We start from the raw sequence: 22,428 nt of genomic DNA on the forward strand, positions 1-22,428 counted from the left end.
CCGGATCAGCGCGACTGGTACAGGGTTTCGCTGACCAGAAGAATGACCGAAATGGCGTTGGCAAGCAGTGCGCCGCCGCTCAGCGAAACAATGCTCGACATGGTTTCGCCGGTCATTGTCAGATGCTGGATATTGACGTGCCACATCCAGACGAGCGAGGCCGCCAGCAATTGCAGCATGGCCACCAGGCTGGTGGCCAGGTGCGTAGCGCCCAGATGCGTGCGATCGCCGAATTTCATGATCAGCGCGATCAGGTTAACCACGACGGCGCCGAACAGATGGCCGGCATCATGCTCATGAATGCTGTCGACTCCCCCGATGAAAAAGCCAAAATTGAGCGTACAGGCCAGGATAATGACAAAACCGAAAACCACTTTTTCCAGATTCATGGATCGTTCCCTCCCAACACATTTTCCGGCGTCCCGGAACCGCCACGCGGCGGCTATCCAGTGAAATTACGCCTCTTGCGCCTCCTCGTTGCGCCGCCCCGGATTCAGGCCGAGTTGCTTGAGCTTGCGGTACAGATGCGTGCGCTCCAGGCCGGTGCGCTCGGCGACGCGCGTCATGTTGCCGTTCTCGATTTTCAGATTATGCTCGAAATACAGGCGTTCAAAGGCCTCGCGCGCTTCCCGCAACGGTTGATCGAGCAGCGGCATGATGGGCAGCGGCTCCGGCGCCTCGCCCGCTTCGCGCTGCAATAGCGGTTCCACGTCATTCTGCGTGATTTCTTCATCCAGCGCCGACAACGCGAGATTCCGCACGGTCGCCAGCAGTTCGACCCAGTCGCCCTGCCAGCGGTGCAGGCGCAGTGCGTTGAGCGCGCCGCTGGAAAACGTGCGGGCGGGCACCTCATTGCGTTCAACCATATGGGTGAGCAGCAGCGCGGCGATTTCCGGCACTTCGTCCGTATGGCCGGCCAGCGGCGGCAGCCCCAGCCAGACTTCGCCCAGGCGGGCAACCAGCGCCGCATCCCAGCCAGCTTCGGTCAGCGCGGACAGCGGGCGCGCCAGCGCCGCAACCAGTTGCAGGTGGTATTTTTCCAGCCGCTCCAGCGCAAAGCTCAGATTCTTCTGCTGCAATTTGCCCAGCAGCATCAGGTCGGCAATGAAAAGAATGCCGCCGCTGGCGTCCTCGAGCATTTCCTGCGTCAGCGGCGCGCTCGACGAGGAAAGGTCGAGCCACGGCGTTTTCGGCGCATGGAGCGTACGCGCGCAGATTTCGGCCATGCTGCCGCAAGCTCCTTTGAGCAGGAGCACGGAGGTTTTTCCGGACGCCTGTTCGAGCCGCCGCCGGAAATCCTTGAGCAGGGACGATCGGGCAAACGCTTCCAGCGTCAGCGGCTGCCGATTGGGCGACACATCGTGCTTGAGCGCTTTTTTGACGGTCGCCAGCAGTTTCTGCAAGGCGATCGGCTTTTCCAGAAAATCGACGGCGCCTACACGCGTCGCCTCCACCGCCGAATCGATGGTGCCATGCCCGGACATCATGATGACCGGCATCGTCAGCAAGCCGGCGGCTGACCATTCCTTGAGCAGCGAAATACCATCGGTATCGGGCATCCAGATGTCGAGCAAAACAAGATCCGGACGCTTTTCGGCGCGGACGCTGCGTGCGGCGGCGGCATTTTCTGCCAGCGTCACGTTATGCCCCTCGTCGGCCAGAATCTCCGAGAGCAGCTCACGGATGCCCATTTCATCATCAACAACCAGTATTTGCGCCATATTCAATTCTCTATGGATGTTTCAGTTCCAATAAAAGCTTTCGCCTCCGCCGACGAAGCCAAGGGTAACAGAATGCTGATCTGTGCGCCCGACGGCCGCCGGTTCTGGATGCGGATCACACCGCCATGTTCATCGACGATTTTCTTGACGATAGCCAGCCCCAATCCTGTTCCCTGCGCCTTGGTCGTCACATACGGCTCAAAGATACGCGCCATGATTTCCGGCGGAAAACCCGCGCCATTATCCGCTACTCTCAACTCGACCATCGAACCGTCGCAGCAGGTCTGGATGCCGATCCACGGATTCTCCATGCCTTCCTGCGCATCTTCGGCGTTGCGCAGCAGATTATGGATGATCTGGCGCAATTGTGACGCATCGCCACGCACCAGCGGCAAATCCCCGGCCAGCGCCGGCTCGATGCATGCTACGGAATTTTCGTACAGCCCGAGCACTTCGCCGATCAGCGCATTCAGATCAAGCGCCGTCAGATCAGGCGGCGGCAGGCGCGCGTAGTCGGAAAATTCATTCACCATCCGCTTCATCGCCATGACCTGATTGATGATCGTCTGCGTCGAGCGCTGGAGCATATCGCCATCGCCGCCCGTCAGCTTACCGTCCAGCTTGAGTTGCAGGCGCTCGGCGGAAAGCTGAATCGGCGTGAGCGGATTTTTGATCTCATGCGCCAGGCGGCGCGCCACTTCGCCCCAAGCGGCACTGCGCTGGGCGGCAACCAGGCGGGTTACGTCGTCGAAAACAGTCACATAGCCGCCGCCACTATCCTCGGGCAGTTGCGTGCCGCGCAGGTTCAGGATCTGCGGCAGCTCGCCCTGGCGGGCCAGTTCGATCTGCGTCTGCCACTCCGCGTGTCCATGTTTGGCAAAAGCGTCCCGGATCGCCCCGCCCAGCGGGCACTGCCGCGTCCAGGCATCGACCGGCTTACCGTACAGATCGTCCAAACTATCGCGCAGAATCGTTTTCGCCCCCTGATTGACGGTGCGCAGCAGAAAATGCGCATCGAAAACGAGCACACCGGCGGACAGGTTCGACAGGATGGACTCCAGATAGGCGCGTGCCGATTCGAGTTCGGCGCGGTGGCGCTCCGTTTCCCGGTGCGCATCGTTGAGCTGGCGCGTCATCTGGCTGAAAGACTGGGTCAGCACGCTCAGTTCGTCGCGGCTGTAAATGGCCTGGCGCGGCGTAAAATCGCCGGACGCCACGGCCTGCGTGCCCTCAGCAAGAATCGACAACGGCGCCGACAGCCGGCGCGCCAGCACAAACGCCGTAGCAATCGCCGTGAATAAGGCGAGCAGCACGGTCAGCGTCAGCGTCAGCGCATAAATGCGCGTTAATCCCTGGCGGCCCAGGGAGAGTTCCTGGTAGTCGCGGTAAACCGCCTGCACCTGCCCGGCGTTGCTGGCCAGTCCCTCCGGCACACTCTGCATGAGCAGCAGCACGCGTGTTTCCCCACCCAGGCCATTGGCGCTAACCGGCGCGTAGGCGCGAATCAGAATGCTGTCGCGCTCGCCCGATTCTGTTTCGCTATACACGCGGCCGTTGCGCACGCGGCTGATCAGTTCGGCGGACGGCTGCGGCAAGGGCGGCGAAGCCAGCTCGCTGGTGGCCGTTGCCAGTAACAGCCCATTGGCAGCATAAAGCGCCGCTGACTGTACGGCGGCTTGTTCGCGCAGACGACCAAGCGCCAGATGGGTCTGCATTTCGCCCGATTCGCTCATTTCAAGCGCCATACTGCGCGCCTTTTCGATCAGTTCGTCACGAATGGCATCAATCGCCTCACGCCCGAGGTCGAGACCGGATTCAAGCGCTTTTTCGACGCGCGCATCGAACCAGGCATCGATACTTTTGGTGACGAACTGCACTGACACGCCATAAACCAGCATGCCGGGCAACACGGCGATCAGGACGAACATCAGCATCAGGCGCAACTTGAGGCGCGAGCCAAAAACCTTGGCATGATGTTCCCGCCACAGCGCATATACCTGCCAGGTAATCAACGCGAACAGGGAAAGGGCGGCAATGGCGTTCAGCCCCAGCAACCACGGATAATGGCGAACGAACAGCGCCGTATCGGCGCTCGCCGAGGCAAGCAGGAACAATAGAATGCCGCCGAATGCAGCGGTAAGGATGATCAGCGTTTTCATGGGGCGCTCTCCCGCATTTTCGGCGTCTCTTGCGCCTCCTGTTTTTCCTGCTGTTCCTGTTGTGGTGCAGGCGGCAGATCAGGAGAACGTGCGCCGTCCGCAGGCGCCTCAGCGCCGGCAAAATCGGCCTCGGCAGGCACGGCGGGAACGTCTGTCGGCGGGTCGGCAGGCAGTGTTTTGTCCTGCACTTTATCGGGTTCCTTGGTCGCTTCCCCGACAAGTTCCGCCGCACCTGCGGCCTGATCGGCATGGATCGGCGCCTTGCCGCCTTGAATCGGGCCGGCGTCCGCTGCCGGTGCGCCGGCCACATCGGCAGCCGGTGGTTGAAAGTGCCAGCGCAGCCAGCCGGAATCCAGATTCCATTCGGACTTGGCGCGCGCGCTGACCTGGAACGTCTTGGGCATCTGCGACAGATCCAGCCGCATGCGTAAGGCCGCCAGATAAACGACATCCGGCGATAAATCGCCCTGATCGGCAACCGGCCAGTTACGCAGCCGCGCCAGCACGCGCAAAGCCTCGTTCAGCGTTGCAAACCCCTGATGCAGCCCGCCGGTAGACAAACGATACCGGCGCGTCAAGGCATGATAGGAGAGCCGGTACGTGCGGCTGCGCTGGGCGATACGCGCATCGAACCAGTACCAGCGGCTGCGCGTCAATTCAAAGTCAACGACAAAATGGAGCTCGATGCCGCGATTAATGACCTCTTCGATGCGCGGCGGCAGGTCGATCATAAAATCGGCGGAAAGACCGTAGCCCTCGCCGTCAGCCTTGATGCGCGGCGTAAACACGGCAATGCCCGCGGCCTGCGCCTGCGGCATCAGGCACATGGCCCAAACCAGAATCAGCACGGCCAGCCACGATTGCCAATACCGTGGCCGATGTTGCTGCCGGCATTGCCGCCCGCCCTCAGCCGGTTTCACGCGCGCCCTCCTGAACACCTTGATTTTCCGGCGCATGTTGCTTCTCCAGCAGCGCGTAGTAGAAACCATCGTTTTCCGGGCACGGCAGCCAGTATTCTTCCGCCAGCTGTCGCGCGTCCGCATGACGGTAAAGAAAAGCATCGACCTGCCCCTTATTTTCCTCCTCAAACAGCGAACACGTCGCATAGAGCAGACGCCCTGCCGGCCGAAGCAGCGGCCAGAGCGCATCGAGAATGGTCGCCTGCTCGCGGGCAAAGCGGCGCACATCGCTTTCCCGGCGCAACGCCTTGATGTCGGGATGCCGGCGCACTACGCCGGACGCGGAGCAGGGAACATCGGCAAGAATCGCATCAAAGGCACGGCCATCCCACCAATCGGCCGGATGAGCGGCATCCCCGACGCACACTTCGGCAGAAAGCTGTAAACGGCGCAGATTGTCGGTGATGCGTGCTGCACGCGTACTGTCGGCATCGAGCGCCAGCAGGTCGAGGTCGGCCCGTTCGAGCAGGTGCGAGGTTTTTCCGCCCGGCGCGGCGCAGGCATCGAGCACCCGCATGCCCGCCGTCGGCGCAAGCAGTTCGGCAGCGCGCTGCGCGCCCAAATCCTGCACGGAAACTTCGCCCTCGAAAAAACCGGGCAGCGCATCGACGGGCACGGGGCGTTCCAGCCGCAAAGCGCTCCCGCCCGCTTTGCCCAGCAGGTGCGCTGTCAGCCCGGCCGCCTGCAAACGCGCCAGATAAGATGCCGCCGTGCCACGCCGGCCATTGGCGCGCAAGGTCATCGGCGGCGGCGCATTGTCGGCGGCAACAATGGATTCCCATTGCGCCGGCCAGCGTCGCTGCAAGCGTTGCAGCCACCAGCGCGGATGCCAGTTTTTAGCCACTTCGTCGCACGCGGCGGCGGCCAGCAGCATGTCGCGTTGCCGCAAATAGTTGCGCAGCACGCCGTTGACCAGCCCTTTGAGAGGACTGCCCGCCAGCTCGCCCGCCGCCTGCACGGCCTGATCGACAACGGTATGCCGGGCATCCGGACGGGTCTCCAGGCGATAAAGCGCAGCGCGCAGTAACGCCTCGATTCCCGCATGGCTAAGCGGCGTTCGCAGCAGACGGACAAGCAGGAATTCGGCCCAGCCATACCGGCGCAACACGCCGTAGGCAATGTCCTGGGCCGCCGCACGCGCGGCCGGCGGCGCATCCGTTACGGCAGCCAGCGCTTCGGTAAGATTCTTGCCGCCGCTGACGCCAACCAGGGCCTGTGCCGCAAACCACAGGCTGCACGCAAGCGAATCCGGCGCCAGCGTGCATGTTTTTCCCCCCGTCCGCGGCGACATCCCAGCGACAGCAGCCGCCTTGATGATCTTGAATTTTCTCGGCAGTGAGGACAACGTTCGTCATCCTGAACATTGTTTCGACACGGGAAGTTTAGCATGACGGAAATGACACGACGGCATTCCGGCGGCGATAATAGCGGCATGATGTTCTCGTCCGCCAAACATTTCGCCTGGCTATCGATCGCCGCAGCGTTCATCACCATCCTGCTCAAGGCCCTGGCCTGGTGGCTCACCGGTTCGATCGGCCTGCTTTCCGATGCGCTGGAATCGCTGGTCAATCTGGCCGGTGCAATGATGGCGCTGGCGATGATTTCGCTTGCCGAACAGCCGGCCGACGAAGCGCACGCCTACGGTCACGGCAAAGCGGAATATTTTTCCGCCGGTTTTGAAGGCTTGCTGATCCTGGCCGCAGCGGTCGCTATCGCCCTGGGCGCCGTCGAGCGCCTGCGCAACGCGCAACCGCTCGAGCAGGCCTGGCTCGGTCTAACCGTTTCCGCCATCGCCTCCGTACTCAATCTGGCAACGGCGCTGACGCTGCTTTCCGCCGGACGCAAATACCGCTCATTGACGCTGGAAGCTGACGCCCGGCATCTGCTGACCGATGTCTGGACTTCGGCCGGCGTCATTGCCGCCGTCGGCGCCGTAAGCCTGACGCACTGGCTATGGCTCGATCCGGTCATTGCGCTCCTGGTCGCCGCCAATATCATCCGCACCGGCTGGACGTTAACCCGAAGAGCGATCCAGGGATTGATGGATCAGTCTCTGCCGGCGGCGGAATACGCCAAGATCACCGCCATTCTGGACAGCTATCGCAGCGAGGGGCTCGATTACCACGCCCTACGCACACGCGAATCGGGGGCGCGTCGTTTTGTTTCGGTGCATATCCTCATGCCGGGCGCGTGGACGATTCTGCGCGGTCATGAATACGTCGAGCGCCTAGAAGCCGAAATCCGCGCCGCATTGCCGCAGACGACGGTTATCACGCATTTCGAGCCGTTTGAAGACCCCGCCTCGCACATCGACCAGGGGCTTGACCGCTAAGACCGTGCCAGCTGTATCAAGACGCCCCGCAAACGCCCAATCCACGCGGGGTTCGGAGCACCCGAAAAGCCCCTCGCCCTTTGGGAGAGGAATTTGGTGAGAGGATAAAAAAGCAAAAAGAGCACAGGGGAAAATCAAATTCCATCTGAAATAACAAAAGCCAAGCCTTCGGTGTGTTTCCCTCTCTGCCCCTTCGAGGCATCTCCCCGACAGGGGGAGAATTAAAAACCATCGACCGCCGATGCGACGGTTCCGTGACGCCTTCCCCAAAAGAGGGCTGTCCGCAAGCCCGCGTATTTAGGGCATCTCCGGGCACCCTACCCGCAAACCCGCGTAAACAGGGCATCTCCGGCACCCCTGCCCTGAAGCCCTTTATTTATAAGGGTTCCAGAGGAGACTGCCTGGAAACGCCCTATCCACAAGGGGTTGCGGGCAGCCCTTTTTAAAGCCAGACAATCTATATCTATAGCGGCTCGACTTTGCCAAAAGACAAGGCGGCGCGCCACAGACAGTACGCCTAGTACGGCAAGGCCAGGCCAACACAGCAACGCCGTATTTTCACAAAGGAAGACGCTATTTTTTGGTTTATGTTTTTTGATGCCCTGAAGCCCGCGTATTTAGAGGGGTTTAGGGCATTTTATGTTTTCTGGTCTATTTGTGCGGATTTCCGAGCATGCCCAGTTGCATATTCGATAACCACGAAGCGCCCAAAAACCCCTTAGGCGCAGCCGTAGGCGCGGGGCAGCTTGGCGGAAACAAGGGCTTGATTGTTTGAGCGCAGCGAGTTAATCAAGCCCACCGCACAAGTGCCACTCCAACCCGCGACAAGGAGTTTTCTGCGCCTCAGGGTCGCCTTTCTTTGCTGACTTTCTTTGGCTAGGCAAAGAAAGTCAGCGGGGCGCGCTGCCGCACAGCGCAACGGCATCAAGAGAAGTTTCGTGGATGGAGGCAGCACAGCATTGCAGCCACCGCCCAAAGAAGCCTCGCGGGCGGAGCCAGCGCCTACAGTTAAACAATCCTTTCAATCCTTGTTTTTAGGTTCTTCCGAGCGCCTACCCGCTAGCCCGCGTATTTAGGGCTTCTCAGCGAGGTATGCTCTGAGTTCCTTTATCCATGCGGGCTCCAGCGCACCCCTCAGTGGCCGCCGGCAGCCATCGCTCGCAGACGAGCGATGCGCTCTTCTGTCGCCGGATGGGTGCGGAACAGCCCACTGATGCCGCCGCCGGAGAGCGGGTTCATGATCATCATCTGCGCCGTTGCGGGGTGCTCTTCAGCCGTCGGCATGGGAATATTCCGGGCATAGGCATCGATCTTGGCCAGCGCGTCGGCCAGGGCATTGGGATCGCCGCTGATTTCCGCGCCACCGCGGTCGGCCTCGAATTCGCGGGCGCGCGAAATCGCCATCTGAATCAGGCTCGCCGCCATCGGCGCAAGCAATGCCACCAGGATGCCGGCCAGTGGATTGGCCGGGCGTCCTTCGGAATCACGCCCGCCAAAGAACATGGCGAAGTTGGCCAGCGCTGAGATCGCGCCAGCCATCGTTGCGGCAATCGTCGAGATCAAAATATCGCGGTGGCGGACGTGCGCCAGTTCATGCGCCATGACACCGCGCAGCTCACGTGCCGAGAGCAGCTGGAGGATGCCGGTCGTCGCCGCCACTGCAGCATGCTCAGGATTGCGGCCCGTGGCAAAAGCATTGGGCTGCGCTTCGTTGATCAGGTAAACACGCGGCATCGGTAATCCGGCGTTATGGGCAAGTTCGCGCACGATGCCGTAAAACTGCGGCGCCGAGGCTTCATCGACTTCCTGGGCGTTGTACATACGCAACACCATTTTGTCGGAAAACCAGTAAGCAAAAATATTCGCCACGCCGCCGAACAGCAGCGCCATCAGCATGCCCTGCGAGCCGCCGACATAACCACCGATGATGCCAAACAGCGCCATGATCGCCGCCATCAGGATCGAGGTTTTCAGCCAGTTGCCAAACATGTGTTTTTCTCCGTCGTTCAAGCGGCGGAATCTGCCGCACCTGTCAGAAAATGGGGGGAAACTTCAAAAATTCAAGGGATTCGGAGGACGGCTTATGAAAGGGCGGGCGACGAAAATACTGCGCCGCGCGCTACCGGCGTCCCGGCCAGAAACTGGGCGGCGGACAGGCGTTTTGCGCCGGCCTTTTGCAGCGCCAGCAAACACAACGCGCCTTCGCCGCAAGCCACGAGGATGCCGTTTTCCTTATCGGCAGACAGCACCGTGCCAGGCACCACCCCATGACTGCTGCCTTGGGCACATTCCGCCACATCCGCCGCAGTGCGGACTTCTGCGCGCCAAATCTTGATCGGAACGCCGTCCAGATGCGTCAGCGCACCGGGAAACGGATTAAAGGCGCGCACCTGGCGGGCAAGTTCTACGGCGGGCAGACGCCAATTAAGCACAGCCTCTGACTTTTCCAGCTTGGCGGCATAGGTCACACCGTGTCCGGACTGCGGTTGCATTGCCATAGGCAAATGCGCCAAGGCATCGACGATCAGACGCCCGCCCAGATCGGCCAGACGGTCGTGCAAACTGCCGGCAGTATCATTCGGCGCAATGGTCAAAGCCTCCGAAAGCAGCACCGGGCCGGTATCCAGGCCGGCTTCCATCTGCATGATGCAGACGCCGGTTTCTGTATCGCCTGCAAGAATCGCGCGCTGAATGGGTGCTGCGCCACGCCAGCGCGGCAGCAGCGAAGCGTGAATGTTGAGGCAGCCGAAATGCGGAATGTCAAGCACGGCTTGCGGCAGAATCAGCCCATAGGCGGCAACCACCATAACGTCGGCGCCCACGGTACGAAGCTGCTCCTGCGCAGCGGTATCGCGCAGACTCACCGGCTGGAAAACCTCGATGCCCTGTTCAAGTGCAAAGCGCTTGACCGGCGAGGCCTGCACGGCCATTCCTCGACCGGACGGTCGGTCTGGCTGGGTCAGCACCAGTGCGATCTGGTACCCAGCAGCCTCGATAGCGCGCAGCGCATGCGCCGAGAATTCTGGTGTACCGGCAAAAATCAGATTCATGCGGTAATTCGCGCCTGTTTAGCCAATCTGGTTTTGATGCGCCCGAGTTTGAGCGGCGAGAGGCGTTCAATGAATAGGATGCCTTTCAGATGATCGATCTCATGCTGGATGCAGACCGCAAGCAGACCATCGGCCGCCAGCGTCCGCGCCTGACCGTCGAGGTCAAAATAGCGAACAACAATGTGTTCGGCGCGTTTGACCTGTTCGTACACACCGGGGATCGACAGGCAACCTTCCTCGCCGATCTGTTCGCCCTCGCTGGAAAGAATCTCGGGGTTGATGAACACCTGAAGCTGGTCCCGCGTTTCGGAAACATCAATGACAATAAGCTGCTGATGCACGTCGACCTGCGTTGCCGCGAGGCCAATACCCGGCGCTTCGTACATCGTCTCGGCCATATCTTCTGCGAGGCGGCGAAGTGCTTCGTCAAAATGCGTTATGGGCGCTGCGATTTTCTTGAGTCGGGGATTGGGAAAACGAAGAATGGGAAGTAAGGCCATATAAAAAGCTTGCTCAAATAAATAATTGCGTGCAGAATCCAATGGAATATCTAAGAATGACATCTGCCATATTTGCCGGATTCCAGATTTCCACCGGAGTCTCCCCAAAAATCGCCGAAAATTTCATAGGCATTTGTTCAAAAGGGGAAACTTCAAAGGAATGGGCTAGCGAATAAAGGCATTGAGGGTTTTCAAGATATTGCCGATTGTCTAGTGAGGATAACACGATGATACGCCGCATTATATCTGCGCTCCTGCTCGCTGCGACCGCCACACTGTGCGTGGCTCAGGGAAAACCAGCCGAACCGGCTGACAAACCGATCGAACTCGCCAAAGCGGCGCCCCGACGATATGTTGTCGTTAAGGGCGACACATTATGGGATATTTCTGCAAAATTCCTTAAACACCCTTGGCGCTGGCCGGAAATCTGGCGGATGAACCGTAAACAGATCCGCAACCCACATCGTATTTATCCGGGGGATGTCATCATTCTGAGTCGAGATGCTTCCGGCAGACCGTATCTGCGCAGGGAAACGGTCAAGCTAAGGCCCAAAATCTATGAAACCCCCAATGATTCGGGCGCAATTCCGCCCATTCCGGCACACGTCATCGAACCGTTTTTGGCCGCACCGCTGGTCGTCGAGGCTGACGAAATCGACAAGCTCACCAATGCGCCGCGTATCGTTGCAACTCAGAACGAGCGCGTCAATGTCGGCAATGGCGATCTGGTTTACGCCAACAATATCGATCCCGACACAGCGATGTGGAATGTCTACCGCAAAGGCCGGCCGCTGTTTGATCCAGAAGATGGAAAAACCGTACTTGGCTACGAAGCATTCCACCTGGGCACGGCCAAGCAGGTACGTCCCGGGGAACCGGCAACGCTTGAGATCCAGACAATCAAACAGGAAATCGGGGTCAGTGATCGCCTTGCGCCGGCAACCAGGCCACCATTTATTGATTATGTTCCACACCGGCCGGATGTGCAGATTGAAGGCCGCATCATTTCTGTTTATGGCGGCGTGGGCACGGGCGGACAAGGTTCGATTATTGCCATCAATCGCGGCGCACGCGACGGCCTAGAAATTGGTCATGTACTGGCGCTCGAACGCAATCTGACCTTTACGGAGCGCGATGAAAACGACAATAAAGTCAGCGTTCAAATTCCGGCAACGCGAACTGGGTTAATCTTTATCTTCCGTACATTTGCACATATTTCGTATGCGCTGGTAATGCAGTCTGATGGCATCATCGAACAGAACGATTTTGTCAGAACGCCATAATCAGCGCTGCTTTATGGATTCTGTGCGCCGATGACGCTCGTTGAGGATCCGTCGCTCGACGCCTGGTTGCGCTTAACACTTATACCTGGCGTCGGCAGCGAATCACAGCGCAAACTGCTCACCGCCTTCGGGTTACCGGAGGCGGTTTTTTCTGCCAGGTACGATGCTTTGCGTTCTGTCGTCGGCAGCAAAACCGCCCGTCTATTGCTTGAGGCCGATAATAGCCAGGCAGTTGCCGCTGCTCGTCAATGGGCACAGGCATCCGACCAGCATATTGTGACGTTGGCCGATACCGCCTACCCCCGTGCATTGCTTGACATTGGCGATCCACCAACACTGATTTATGTACGTGGTCGGCTGGACCTGCTGCAACGCCCAGCATTAGCGATTGTGGGCAGCCGTAACCCAACGCCGCAAGGAATCAAAAATGCCGAGAATTTTTCTGCCGCCCTGGCGCAGTCAGGACTGATCATTGTCAGCGGTCTGGCACTGGGTATCGACACGGCAGCACATCTGGCCGCGCTTTCTGTTCAAGGGGATACGATTGCAGTCATCGGCACGGGGATCGACCGCATTTATCCGGCGCGCAACCTTGACCTTGCCCGAAGGATCGTCAAACAAGGATGCATTATCTCGGAATTTCCCTTGGGAACGCCCGCTGTGGCCCACAATTTCCCTCGCCGTAATCGCCTAATTTCCGGTTTGGCACGCGGCGTACTTGTCGTCGAAGCTGCGGCTGAGAGCGGCTCATTAATCACTGCACGCCTGGCAGGCGAACAAGGTAAAGAGGTTTTTTCCATTCCCGGATCGATCCACTCTCCCCAAGCGCGTGGTTGCCATAAACTTATCAAACAAGGCGCAAAGCTTGTCGAAACGGTGCAGGATATCTTGGAGGAGCTGGATTGGCACTATCAGCCCAGCGAGAAAGGCCAAGCAAGCGCTTCTCCTCCCCTGACGCCTTCGGTTACAGTTACAGCTACGGGCCAGGAAGCACAGACAGATGCAGATGAACTGCTGGCGCTCATTGGCTTTGATCCATGCAGCATCGACGAACTGGCCGCACGGAGTGGCTTGTCTATCGAAATACTTTCGCAGCGATTGCTACAGCTCGAACTTGATGGCCATCTCGCCAATTTGCCCGGCGGACGATTTCAGCGCATATCGGCATAGTGGCGCTTTTTTCAACGGTCAGAAAATCCGTGTAAACACTTTGTAAACATGCACTGCCACTCTCTAGTTTTATGGAAGCCTAGGTGAAGCCAGCAATCCGAAAGCCCCAGATTTCCAGCGCTTGCCAATCGCTATCGTCCGCTCTTATCATGCGGTCTGTTCGTACCGACATGATGAATGCATTCTATATTTTCTTGCGCAGCAGCTTTACGCCATGACTAAAAAACTGATTATTGCCGAGAAACCTTCGGTTGCCAGCGATATCGCCCGAGCACTCGGTGGATTCACTAAGCGCGATGATTATTATGAAAGCGAGACGGCGGTCATCTGCTCGGCGGTTGGTCATTTGCTCGAACTGGTTTGCCCAGAAAATTATGAGGTCAAGCGCGGCAAATGGTCTTTTGCCCATTTGCCAGTCATTCCGCCACATTTTGATCTCAAACCAATCGATAAAACGGAATCCCGTCTCAAACTGCTTATCAAACTGATCAAGCGCAAGGATGTAACGAGCCTTGTCAATGCCTGTGACGCAGGCCGCGAAGGCGAGCTAATTTTTAACTATATCGTCCGCTATAGCAAAACGAATAAACCTGTCGAACGGCTTTGGCTACAGTCCATGACGCAACAATCGATCCGCGACGGGTTCTCCAGATTGCGTCCGGGCGCTGATATGCGCGGACTGGCGGACGCGGCTGCTTGCCGCTCTGAGGCCGACTGGCTGGTCGGCATCAACGGCACTCGTGCCATGACGGCTTTCAACTCCAAAACAGGCGGTTTTCATTTGACGACGGTGGGTCGCGTACAGACGCCGACGTTAGCGCTATTGGTTGACCGCGAGGCAAAAATCCGTAAATTCAAGCCACGCGCTTACTGGGAGGTTGAGGCGACCTTTGTTTGTCTGGCTGGCGAATACCGGGGAAAATGGTTTTCCGAGGCATTCAAGGGGAAGGAAAACGACGAACATGCGCGTGCTGATCGCTTGTGGGATGAAACTCAAGCCCTTGATCTGCAAAAGAAATGTGAAGGTAAATCTGGCCAGGTTAGCGAAGAATCCAAACCATCGACCCAACTCTCGCCATTACTTTACGATCTGACCAGTCTACAGCGTGACGCGAATAGCCGCTTCGGTTTCTCTGCTAAATCAACACTGGCGTTGGCGCAGGCCTTGTATGAAAAACACAAGGTGCTGACCTATCCACGCACGGATTCACGCGCCTTGCCCGAAGATTATTTAGCAACCGTCAAAAATACGCTGATAACGCTTACTGGAGAAGGGGTTGGTAAAAGCCATGACGAAGCATTAATTGCTCGCTATGCACCCTTCGCACACCAGATTCTGGCGCGAAATTGGGTAGTACCCAACAAACGTATCTTTAATAATTCAAAAATTTCCGACCACTTTGCCATCATTCCGACAACACAGGCACCCAAACACCTTTCTGAACCAGAACAAAAACTTTACGATCTTGTCGTCAAACGTTTTCTCGCAGTTTTTTATCCAGCGGCCGAGTATTTGCTGACCACCCGGATTACCCGCGTAGAAGGCGAACCGTTTAAAAGTGAAGGCAAAGTATTGGTTACGCCTGGTTGGCTTACGGTTTATGGTCGGGATCGTCAGGAAGGGGAGGATGGTAACCTGGCTCCAGTTGAGGCCAAGGAAATCGTACGCACTAACGAAGTTAGTATTAACTCGAATCAAACGCGCCCGCCCGCCCGTTATTCTGAGGCCACTTTACTTTCGGCCATGGAAGGTGCAGGCAAAACAGTTGATGATGAAGAACTGAAAGCCGCCATGGCGGGGCGCGGTCTGGGTACGCCTGCAACGCGTGCCCAAATTATCGAGAACTTACTAATCGAACAATATGTTCACCGTGAAGGGCGGGAACTACAGCCAACAGCTAAAGCATTTTCGTTGATGACGCTGCTTAATGGCCTGGGTATTCCAGAACTGACCGCTGCCGAATTGACTGGAGAGTGGGAATATAAGCTTGCGCGCATGGAACGCGGCGAAATGTCGCGCCCAGCCTTCATGAAAGAAATTTCTGCGATGACAGAATTGATCGTCAAACGCGCTAAAACCTATGACAGCGACACGATTCCCGGCGACTTTGGGGAACTGAGCGCACCTTGTCCTAAGTGCGGTGGGCATATCAAAGAAACATACAAGAAGTTTCAGTGCCAGGAATGTGATTTTGCTTTGTGGAAAATTGTCGCCGGGCGCCAGTTCGAGCCTGATGAAATTGAAATATTGATCACTGCGCGCGTTATTGGCCCATTGACGGGTTTCCGCAACAAGATGGGACGACCGTTCAACGCCACAATTCGCTTGAACGCTGATAACGTACCGGAATTTGATTTTGGGCAAACTGGCAATAAAGATGATGAAAACGCTGAACCCGTTGATTTTTCTAACCAGACAAGTCTTGGCATATGCCCCAAATGTAATGCCAATATATTCGAGTACGGCACAGCTTACGTTTGTGAAAAATCGATAGGAAAAAATCGGACATGTGATTTCCGCTCAGGAAAAGTCATATTGCAACAGCCCATTGCCCCAGAACAGATGCATAAACTACTTACAACAGGGCGCACTGATTTACTCAAAAATTTTATTTCCGCACGTACACGACGGAAATTTTCTGCGTATCTGGTACGCGGTACTGACGGTAAAATTGGTTTTGAGTTTGAAAAGAAGGAAAAAACTAAAGCGCCATTACTAGCTGATAAAGAAAAAAATGCGAAAAACGTAAAGAGTAAGGCACTTAAAGTTTGATCTAGATATAGCGTTTGATTGAATGCAAGCCAATACCTATATCTGGAGCCAAAAAGGCTAGTGAAAAGTAGTGCAGAATCTAGGGAAGAGTTTTTTACGTAATCCAAAAATAGTTTGAGTATCTGTTATTTCTATTTATTTCAACAAGTTAGCTAACAATTTTGTTAAGCTTAAGCTCCATAAGGCGTAGCCTTCCCCTGAGTTGAGACATTTTTAAAGGAGAACTTTTGGCAGTCTATGAAGATGACTGAAGGAGAGTTCTGATGCGCAAGAGCAAGTTCACCGAATCCCAGATTGTGGGGATCCTGAAGGAGGGCGATGCAGGCATTGCCATCAATGATCTGGTGCGCAGCCACGGGATCAGTGTGGCGACGTACTACAAGTGGAAGAGCCGCTATGGCGGCATGGATGTTGCGGAGTTGGCGCGGATGCGCGAGCTTGAGGCCGAGAACAGCCGACTCAAGCGTTTGTATGCCGAGCAGGCGCTGGAGATTCATGCCTTGAAGGATGTGATCGCAAAAAAGCACTGGGACCGCTAGAGCGGCACGAGCTAGCGCAGGCTCTGGTGGTCGAGCATGGCTTGTCGGTGCAACGGGCGTGCCGCGCCAGCGGTCTGGCAAAGGCCTCGTGGTATAGGCCGGTGACGGAGACGATTACGAAGGATGCTGAAGTCATTGAGGCATTGCAAGGGCTGGTCGCACGGCATGGGCGATGGGGCTTCTGGAAGTGCTTCCGGCGCCTGCGGCTGGATGGCCACCTTTGGAACCATAAGCGGGTTTGGCGGGTGTACTGCCAACTCAAACTCAATCTGCCACGGCGGACGAAGAAGCGCCTGCCGATGCGGGAGCGACAGACACTGGAGGCGCCAATGCAAGCCAATGCCCTGTGGTCGATGGATTTCATGGCCGACACGCTCTACAGTGGGCGTCGCTTCCGCACCTTCAATGTACTGGACGAAGGCGTACGCGAAGCCCTGGCCATTGAGATTGACACCAGCCTGCCGGCCGAGCGCGTGATTCGTGCACTGGAGCAGTTAAAGGAATGGCGTGGCCTGCCTCAGGCCATTCGTTGTGACAACGGCCCTGAATACACCGCACAAAGCCTGGTGGAATGGTGTCGCAAGCATCACGTCGAGCTGCGCTACATCCAACCGGGCAAGCCGAACCAAAATGCTTACATTGAACGATTCAACAAAACCTATCGCACCGAAGTGCTGGACGCGCACCTGTTCGAGGATCTTGAGCAGGTGCGTGACATCACCGACCTTTGGCTGCAAAGCTACAACGAAGAACGCCCGCATGAGTCGCTCGGCAACCTGCCACCGAGTGTCTTCCACCAACAATGCGAACGGGAAAACTCTCCTTTACAACCGTCTACTTGACGGGGAAGGCTACGCATGGCCAAGAGGCGCAAAAGATATCGAAACTTAGCCTCACTGATCTTTGAATGGCGGTAGTACTTGTTTTTGTCTGGCATCTCAGGAAGTTAGCATGTGTTGAACACACGTTTGCTTACTAAGAACGTGTTCATAGTCTCTGCTGTAAAGTATCGTTATGAACAGAAAAGCCTACCCAAGCGATATAAGTCGCACACAATTTGCTACTCTTCTTCCTCTTTTGGAAAGTGCTCGCAGACGCACAGCACCGCGCAAAGTGGACTTGTACGATGTCTTTTGTGCCATTCTCTATCTTCTACGCAACGGCTGTGCCTGGCGTGCCTTACCGGGCGATTTTCCCAAATGGCGCACCGTTCATTCCTACTTCCAAAGATGGAGTGAGCCCCGCGAAAGTGGCATCAGTCTCCTTGAGGAAGCGTTAAAAAAAATCAGGTGGCCGCAGCACGTCGCAAGCAGGGACGCCATGAAGCAACCACTTTCCTGATTATTGATGCGCAGAGCGTGAAGAACACGGATACCGCCATGGAAAAAGGCTACGATGCGGGCAAGAAGGTTAGCGGTATCAAGCGACATATAGCGGTTGACACGCAAGGTTTGCCGCATGCCCTTGCGGTAACGACGGCGGATGTTACGGATAGAAAAGGCGGCCTGGTGGCATTGGAACGTGACAGAGATAATCTTGGTGCGGTACAAAAAGTCCTTGCCGACGGAGGTTACACGGGTCAGGCATTTGCTTCGTCGGTACAGGAGTTGATTGGTGCGGAAGTAGAGATTGCCAAACGAAACGAATTGCAGCGTTTTGCGGTATTGCCAAAGCGATGGGTAGTAGAGCGCAGTTTTTCCTGGTTGGAAAAGAACAGACGGCTTTGGAAAAACTGCGAGCGTAAGTTGAGTACCAGTCTGCAAATGGTAGTTTTGGCTTTCTTGGGAATCCTGCTACGAAGACTATGAACACGTTCTAAGAACCTTCGCATATATTTTACCCAGTATCCCGGCTTTTGACAGGAAAACCTGTTAAGAGACTACAACCAATTTTAAGATTTAATTTATCTGCCAACAAAAACTAACTTATATCTTGTATGTTTCACGTGAAACATACAGTATCATTTCACTACACATATAAAGCAGCAGGCGCAAACTTTAGTTTTAGGATCAATGTGAAACTAATCATAAAATCTCGGTTTTTAGGATTTTTAGGAGCAAAATAGAGTCTTATACGTCAATGTTCCCCGCTGATAAAGCATTAACCTCAATAAAATTACGCCGCGGTTCTACAGATTCACCCATTAAAGTTGCAAAGATTTCATCTGCGCCAATAGCATCCTCTATCTTGACTCTCAACAACCTTCGCACTTTAGGATCCATTGTCGTCTCCCAAAGTTGTTCTGGGTTCATTTCTCCCAAACCTTTATAGCGTTGCTTACTAATACTACGCTCTACTTCATTAAGCAGCCAACGCATCGTATCAGAAAAATTTGAAACAAGTTGTTTTTTATCGCCACGTACAACATACCCGCCCTTTCCAAATAGCCCGGATAACATTTTCGCAATCTTGCGTAAATGACGATAATCTCCGCTCGCTAGAAAATCTTCATCAATAAAGCCAAGTTTAAGATTTCCGTGATGATTTCTTTCCGAACAAAGCTGCCAAGATTCTTTTGTTTCATCGTAATAAGCAAAAACCCGAATGCCAGATTTTTCTTTAAGCGCCTGCGAAAGCATTTGTGCGGTATTTTCAGCACTTTCTCGACTTCCTAAAACAATATCAATATCGGCATCGACTAGAATATGAAGTACGTCATAGTCTATAAAATGCGAAAGACGGTTAATAATGGCCATAGCAAGCAGATATTCGCGCGCCAGTGTATCAAGGGCTTTACCTACGATTTCCGAAGAACCTGCTTTAGGGATCAGTCTAACTTCAGAAAGGGCAATATTAAGCATATACTGATTCAATGCCTGATCATCTTTAAGATAACTTTCGCTCTTGCCATGCTTAACTTTATATAGTGGTGGCTGAGCAATATAAATATGCCCGTTTTCTATCAACTGCGGCATCTGCCGATAAAAAAATGTCAAAAGCAGAGTACGGATATGAGCCCCATCCACATCCGCATCGGTCATTAAAATAATGCGGTGATAACGCAGTTTTTCCGGTTTATAGTCATCTTTGCCAATACCAGTCCCTAAAGCAGTAATCAAAGTAGCAATAGCTTCGCTAGAGATAAGTTTCTCAAAACGCGCTTTTTCAACGTTAAGCACTTTGCCCCGCAGCGGAAGAATCGCCTGAAACTTCCGATCACGCCCCTGTTTCGCCGAACCTCCTGCAGAATCTCCTTCAACAAGATAAAGTTCAGAAAGTGCAGGATCTTTTTCCTGACAATCTGCCAGTTTTCCAGGTAAACCTACACCATCAAGTAAGCCTTTTCGCCGCGTCATTTCACGTGCTCGACGAGCTGCATCCCGAGCACGCGCTGCTTCGATAATTTTTCCAGTAATGACCTTAGCATCTGCCGGCCTTTCAGCAAGAAACTCAGACAAACGCTGAGCAACAACCTCCTCAACTGCTGGGCGCGCTTCCGATGAAACCAACTTCATCTTTGTCTGAGAAGCAAATTTTGGATCTGGCATCTTAATCGATAGCACACAGGCTAAACCTTCGCGCATATCATCACCTGTAATTTCTACTTTTGCTTTTTTAGCAATTTCATTTTCATCAATATATTTGTTGATGACACGGGTCATCGCCATGCGCAGACCTGTCAAATGTGTTCCCCCATCTGCTTGTGGAATATTGTTCGTAAAACACAAAACTTGCTCAGCATAAGTATCATTCCATTGCATAGCCACATCAACAATAATTATGCCGCCATCTGGTAGTACAGATTCACCAAAAGCATAAAAAATATTTGGATGAATTATTGTTTTAGCACGATTAATGTACTCAACGAAGCCCTTGACACCGCCAGAAAATGCAAAATTCTCCTCTTTTCTTGTGCGTTGATCAATCAAACGAATTTTGACCCCATTATTAAGAAATGAAAGTTCACGTAAACGCTTAGCAATAATTTCGTAGTGATATTCGATTGGACCAAAAATCGCTTCATCAGCCATATAGTGCACTTTTGTACCACGTTTTTCGGTGTCGCCAAGAATACGGGGAGGAGATACCTCAACACCATTTTGAATCTCAATCAATCGATCAGCAACCACACCCCGTTCAAAATCAAGCTGATATTTTTTACCCTCCCGAGCAATTGTCAAACGCAGCCATCTGGAAAGCGCATTAACGCAAGAAACACCAACACCATGCAGACCACCAGAAACCTTGTAAGAATTTTGATTAAATTTTCCCCCTGCATGCAATACGCACATAACAATTTCTGCCGCTGAACGTTTCGGTTCATGTTTATCATCAAACTTAATGCCAATAGGAATTCCACGCCCATTATCCGCCACAGAAATTGAATTATCGGCATGAATTGTGATAACAATATCATCACAGTAACCAGCAAGCGCTTCGTCAATAGAATTATCAACAACTTCAAACACCATATGATGCAAGCCCGTACCATCCGAAGTATCGCCAATATACATTCCAGGACGTTTTCGAACGGCTTCAAGACCTTCCAATTGTTGAATACTTGACTCATCGTAAGCATCTTGCCGACTCATATCTTCTATTCCTTTTATACCTTTATCTAAATCATTTCACGTAAGATTTTACTTGATTACATAAAAAGCTAAATTCTCATAGGCATTACAACATATTTAAAATAATCGTTACCAAGAATTGTAATCAATGAACTTGAATTAGCATCATTAAACCCCCATTCAATCATTTCTTCGGTTGTATTGTTAAGAACATCAAGCAAATATCCAACGTTAAAACCAACATCTAGCGAGTCCCCATTAAACTCAACTTCAATTTCTTCTTGAGCTTCTTCTTGTTCAGTATTTGCTGCAACTATTTTTAAAAGGCCATTGGAAAGTAAAAGACGAATTCCACGAAACTTTTCATTAGTCAAAATAGCAGCACGAATCATTGACTGATATAACTCAGTACGATTAAGCACAATTGTACTTTTTAATGAAGCAGGAATTACACGTTCATAATCAGGAAATTTTCCATCAATTAATTTAGAAACAAGGTCAATTTGTTTAAATTGAAAATGAATTTGGTTGCTTGCCAGTTCAATATGTAAAAGTTCATCAGAATCATCAAGCTGACGACTAAGTTCAAGCACTGTTTTACGCGGCAAAATAAATTCTTTGTAAGGTAACTCAAATTCATCTTCAATATCTAATACCATACTAGCATAAGCTAAGCGGTGACCATCAGTCGCCACAGCCCGTAAATTCTTTCCGTCAATAAGCAATAGTAAACCATTAAGATAATAGCGAACATCCTGGGTCGCCATAGCAAATTGCGTTTGTCCAAGTAAATGGCGAAATTGTTTCTGTGTTACTGTAATTTTCTTGGAGTTATCCTCAGAAATTACCATACGCGGAAAGTCTGATGCAGGCAATGTTTGTAAACTAAAACGACTTTTCTCTGTTCGGATCAACAAACGATTCTCATCAAGACTTAAACTAACCTCACTATTTTCTGGGAGTAAACGAAGAATATCTTGAAGTTTTTTAGCGCTAACTGTCACAGCACCGTCGTTTTCTCCTATTGCCCCATTCATTATTGTTGTTATTTGGATTTCTATATCTGTTGCTAAAAAAGTTAATCGATCTCCTATTTTTTCCAGTAAAACATTGGAAAGTATAGGTAAAGTATGCCGTTTTTCAACAATACCAGAAACAGACAATAATGGAGATAAAAGCATATCACGCTGACTTTTGATAAGTAACATATATATATAAATCCTATATTAATTAAGTATCGGTAAAAACTGTGAATATCTAAATATATACATTATAATTCAATTAGTTATAAACTAGATATAAACATGAAAAACTCATGTATATTACTGTGGATAAATATTGGATAAATATATTTTTTTGAATAATTTTTTCTATATTAACATGTTATACACATACTAAAGTATTAGCTTATTCACATAGTGCATAATTTTT

General features: G+C 53.4%; 16 protein-coding genes. 6 read left to right on the forward strand and 10 right to left on the reverse strand.

The window, feature by feature from the left end:
- Positions 1–5: 5 nt before the first annotated feature.
- From ABCS64_RS10560 to rsmB, 5 genes are all read right to left on the reverse strand, one after another.
- Positions 6–389: a DUF6394 family protein gene (locus ABCS64_RS10560; RefSeq protein ID WP_418891796.1), complete on the reverse strand. Its 384-nt coding sequence runs from the start codon at positions 387–389 to the stop codon at positions 6–8.
- 66 nt (positions 390–455) lie between these two features.
- A complete protein-coding gene (locus ABCS64_RS10565) occupies positions 456–1,721 on the reverse strand; it encodes a sigma-54-dependent transcriptional regulator (RefSeq protein ID WP_418891797.1) in 1,266 nt (421 codons plus the stop codon).
- A gap of 2 nt (positions 1,722–1,723) precedes the next feature.
- Entirely contained in the window at positions 1,724–3,880 is a 2,157-nt protein-coding gene (locus ABCS64_RS10570) for a sensor histidine kinase (protein ID WP_418891798.1), read from the reverse strand.
- The gene (locus ABCS64_RS10575) at positions 3,877–4,800 is read right to left on the reverse strand and encodes a DUF4390 domain-containing protein (protein WP_418891799.1); all 924 of its coding nucleotides are present in this window, start codon (positions 4,798–4,800) and stop codon (positions 3,877–3,879) included. Before ABCS64_RS10575 ends, ABCS64_RS10570 begins: the two co-directional genes overlap by 4 nt.
- Positions 4,787–6,184 (reverse strand): 16S rRNA (cytosine(967)-C(5))-methyltransferase RsmB, encoded by a 1,398-nt coding sequence (gene rsmB / locus ABCS64_RS10580; RefSeq protein WP_418891800.1) that lies wholly within the window; start codon positions 6,182–6,184, stop codon positions 4,787–4,789. Before rsmB ends, ABCS64_RS10575 begins: the two co-directional genes overlap by 14 nt.
- 42 nt (positions 6,185–6,226) lie before the next feature.
- Between rsmB and ABCS64_RS10585 the strand changes: the two genes are divergently transcribed.
- Positions 6,227–7,171 carry a cation diffusion facilitator family transporter gene (locus ABCS64_RS10585; protein WP_418891801.1) on the forward strand — a complete coding sequence of 315 codons (945 nt, stop codon included), beginning with the start codon at positions 6,227–6,229 and terminating at the stop codon, positions 7,169–7,171.
- 1,134 nt (positions 7,172–8,305) lie between these two features.
- Here ABCS64_RS10585 and htpX read toward each other — a convergent pair.
- The 3 genes from htpX to def form a co-directional block, all read right to left on the reverse strand.
- Positions 8,306–9,160 carry a zinc metalloprotease HtpX gene (gene htpX / locus ABCS64_RS10590; RefSeq protein WP_418891802.1) on the reverse strand — a complete coding sequence of 285 codons (855 nt, stop codon included), beginning with the start codon at positions 9,158–9,160 and terminating at the stop codon, positions 8,306–8,308.
- 92 nt (positions 9,161–9,252) lie between these two features.
- Positions 9,253–10,221: a methionyl-tRNA formyltransferase gene (gene fmt / locus ABCS64_RS10595; RefSeq protein WP_418891803.1), complete on the reverse strand. Its 969-nt coding sequence runs from the start codon at positions 10,219–10,221 to the stop codon at positions 9,253–9,255.
- Entirely contained in the window at positions 10,218–10,721 is a 504-nt protein-coding gene (gene def, locus ABCS64_RS10600; protein WP_418891804.1) for a peptide deformylase, read from the reverse strand. Before def ends, fmt begins: the two co-directional genes overlap by 4 nt.
- Positions 10,722–10,948: 227 nt before the next feature.
- On the opposite strand from def, the gene ABCS64_RS10605 reads away from it, so the two are divergent.
- From ABCS64_RS10605 to ABCS64_RS10625, 5 genes are all read left to right on the forward strand, one after another.
- Positions 10,949–12,004: a LysM peptidoglycan-binding domain-containing protein gene (locus ABCS64_RS10605; RefSeq protein WP_418891805.1), complete on the forward strand. Its 1,056-nt coding sequence runs from the start codon at positions 10,949–10,951 to the stop codon at positions 12,002–12,004.
- A 30-nt stretch (positions 12,005–12,034) separates the two neighbouring features.
- Positions 12,035–13,174 (forward strand): DNA-processing protein DprA, encoded by a 1,140-nt coding sequence (dprA, locus tag ABCS64_RS10610; RefSeq protein ID WP_418891806.1) that lies wholly within the window; start codon positions 12,035–12,037, stop codon positions 13,172–13,174.
- A 214-nt stretch (positions 13,175–13,388) separates the two neighbouring features.
- Positions 13,389–15,947: a DNA topoisomerase III gene (locus tag ABCS64_RS10615; RefSeq protein WP_418891807.1), complete on the forward strand. Its 2,559-nt coding sequence runs from the start codon at positions 13,389–13,391 to the stop codon at positions 15,945–15,947.
- A 263-nt stretch (positions 15,948–16,210) separates the two neighbouring features.
- A protein-coding gene (locus ABCS64_RS10620; RefSeq protein WP_418891808.1) for an IS3 family transposase occupies positions 16,211–17,328 on the forward strand; the annotation gives its coding sequence in 2 pieces (ribosomal slippage) (positions 16,211–16,463 and positions 16,463–17,328; 1,119 coding nt in all).
- A 172-nt stretch (positions 17,329–17,500) separates the two neighbouring features.
- Positions 17,501–18,294 (forward strand): IS5 family transposase gene (locus tag ABCS64_RS10625; RefSeq protein WP_418890083.1). Its coding sequence is split into 2 segments (ribosomal slippage): positions 17,501–17,777 and positions 17,777–18,294, totalling 795 coding nucleotides; the frame shifts between segments, so codons are not numbered across the junction.
- Positions 18,295–18,555: 261 nt separating this feature from the next.
- Here the strand turns inward: ABCS64_RS10625 and gyrB are convergent.
- Both gyrB and dnaN read right to left on the reverse strand, forming a co-directional pair.
- Positions 18,556–21,018 carry a DNA topoisomerase (ATP-hydrolyzing) subunit B gene (gene gyrB / locus ABCS64_RS10630; protein ID WP_418891809.1) on the reverse strand — a complete coding sequence of 821 codons (2,463 nt, stop codon included), beginning with the start codon at positions 21,016–21,018 and terminating at the stop codon, positions 18,556–18,558.
- Between the two features lie 68 nt (positions 21,019–21,086).
- Complete coding sequence (dnaN, locus tag ABCS64_RS10635; RefSeq protein ID WP_418891810.1) at positions 21,087–22,205, reverse strand: DNA polymerase III subunit beta; 1,119 nt, start codon at positions 22,203–22,205, stop codon at positions 21,087–21,089.
- Positions 22,206–22,428: the final 223 nt, after the last annotated feature.

Origin of the sequence: Dentiradicibacter hellwigii, assembly GCF_041770905.1 — a bacterium.
GTDB classification, from domain to species: Bacteria; Pseudomonadota; Gammaproteobacteria; order Burkholderiales; family Rhodocyclaceae; genus Propionivibrio; species Propionivibrio hellwigii.

What these genes read in the sequence shown, in the direction of transcription:
- ABCS64_RS10560 (WP_418891796.1), bottom strand. Translation starts at nt 389, where the DNA reads ATGAATCTGGAAAAAGTGGTTTTCGGTTTTGTCATTATCCTGGCCTGT.
- ABCS64_RS10565 (WP_418891797.1), bottom strand. Translation starts at nt 1,721, where the DNA reads ATGGCGCAAATACTGGTTGTTGATGATGAAATGGGCATCCGTGAGCTG.
- ABCS64_RS10570 (WP_418891798.1), bottom strand. Translation starts at nt 3,880, where the DNA reads ATGAAAACGCTGATCATCCTTACCGCTGCATTCGGCGGCATTCTATTG.
- ABCS64_RS10585 (WP_418891801.1), top strand. Translation starts at nt 6,227, where the DNA reads ATGACGGAAATGACACGACGGCATTCCGGCGGCGATAATAGCGGCATG.
- htpX (WP_418891802.1), bottom strand. Translation starts at nt 9,160, where the DNA reads ATGTTTGGCAACTGGCTGAAAACCTCGATCCTGATGGCGGCGATCATG.
- fmt (WP_418891803.1), bottom strand. Translation starts at nt 10,221, where the DNA reads ATGAATCTGATTTTTGCCGGTACACCAGAATTCTCGGCGCATGCGCTG.
- def (WP_418891804.1), bottom strand. Translation starts at nt 10,721, where the DNA reads ATGGCCTTACTTCCCATTCTTCGTTTTCCCAATCCCCGACTCAAGAAA.
- ABCS64_RS10605 (WP_418891805.1), top strand. Translation starts at nt 10,949, where the DNA reads ATGATACGCCGCATTATATCTGCGCTCCTGCTCGCTGCGACCGCCACA.
- dprA (WP_418891806.1), top strand. Translation starts at nt 12,035, where the DNA reads ATGACGCTCGTTGAGGATCCGTCGCTCGACGCCTGGTTGCGCTTAACA.
- ABCS64_RS10615 (WP_418891807.1), top strand. Translation starts at nt 13,389, where the DNA reads ATGACTAAAAAACTGATTATTGCCGAGAAACCTTCGGTTGCCAGCGAT.
- gyrB (WP_418891809.1), bottom strand. Translation starts at nt 21,018, where the DNA reads ATGAGTCGGCAAGATGCTTACGATGAGTCAAGTATTCAACAATTGGAA.
- dnaN (WP_418891810.1), bottom strand. Translation starts at nt 22,205, where the DNA reads ATGTTACTTATCAAAAGTCAGCGTGATATGCTTTTATCTCCATTATTG.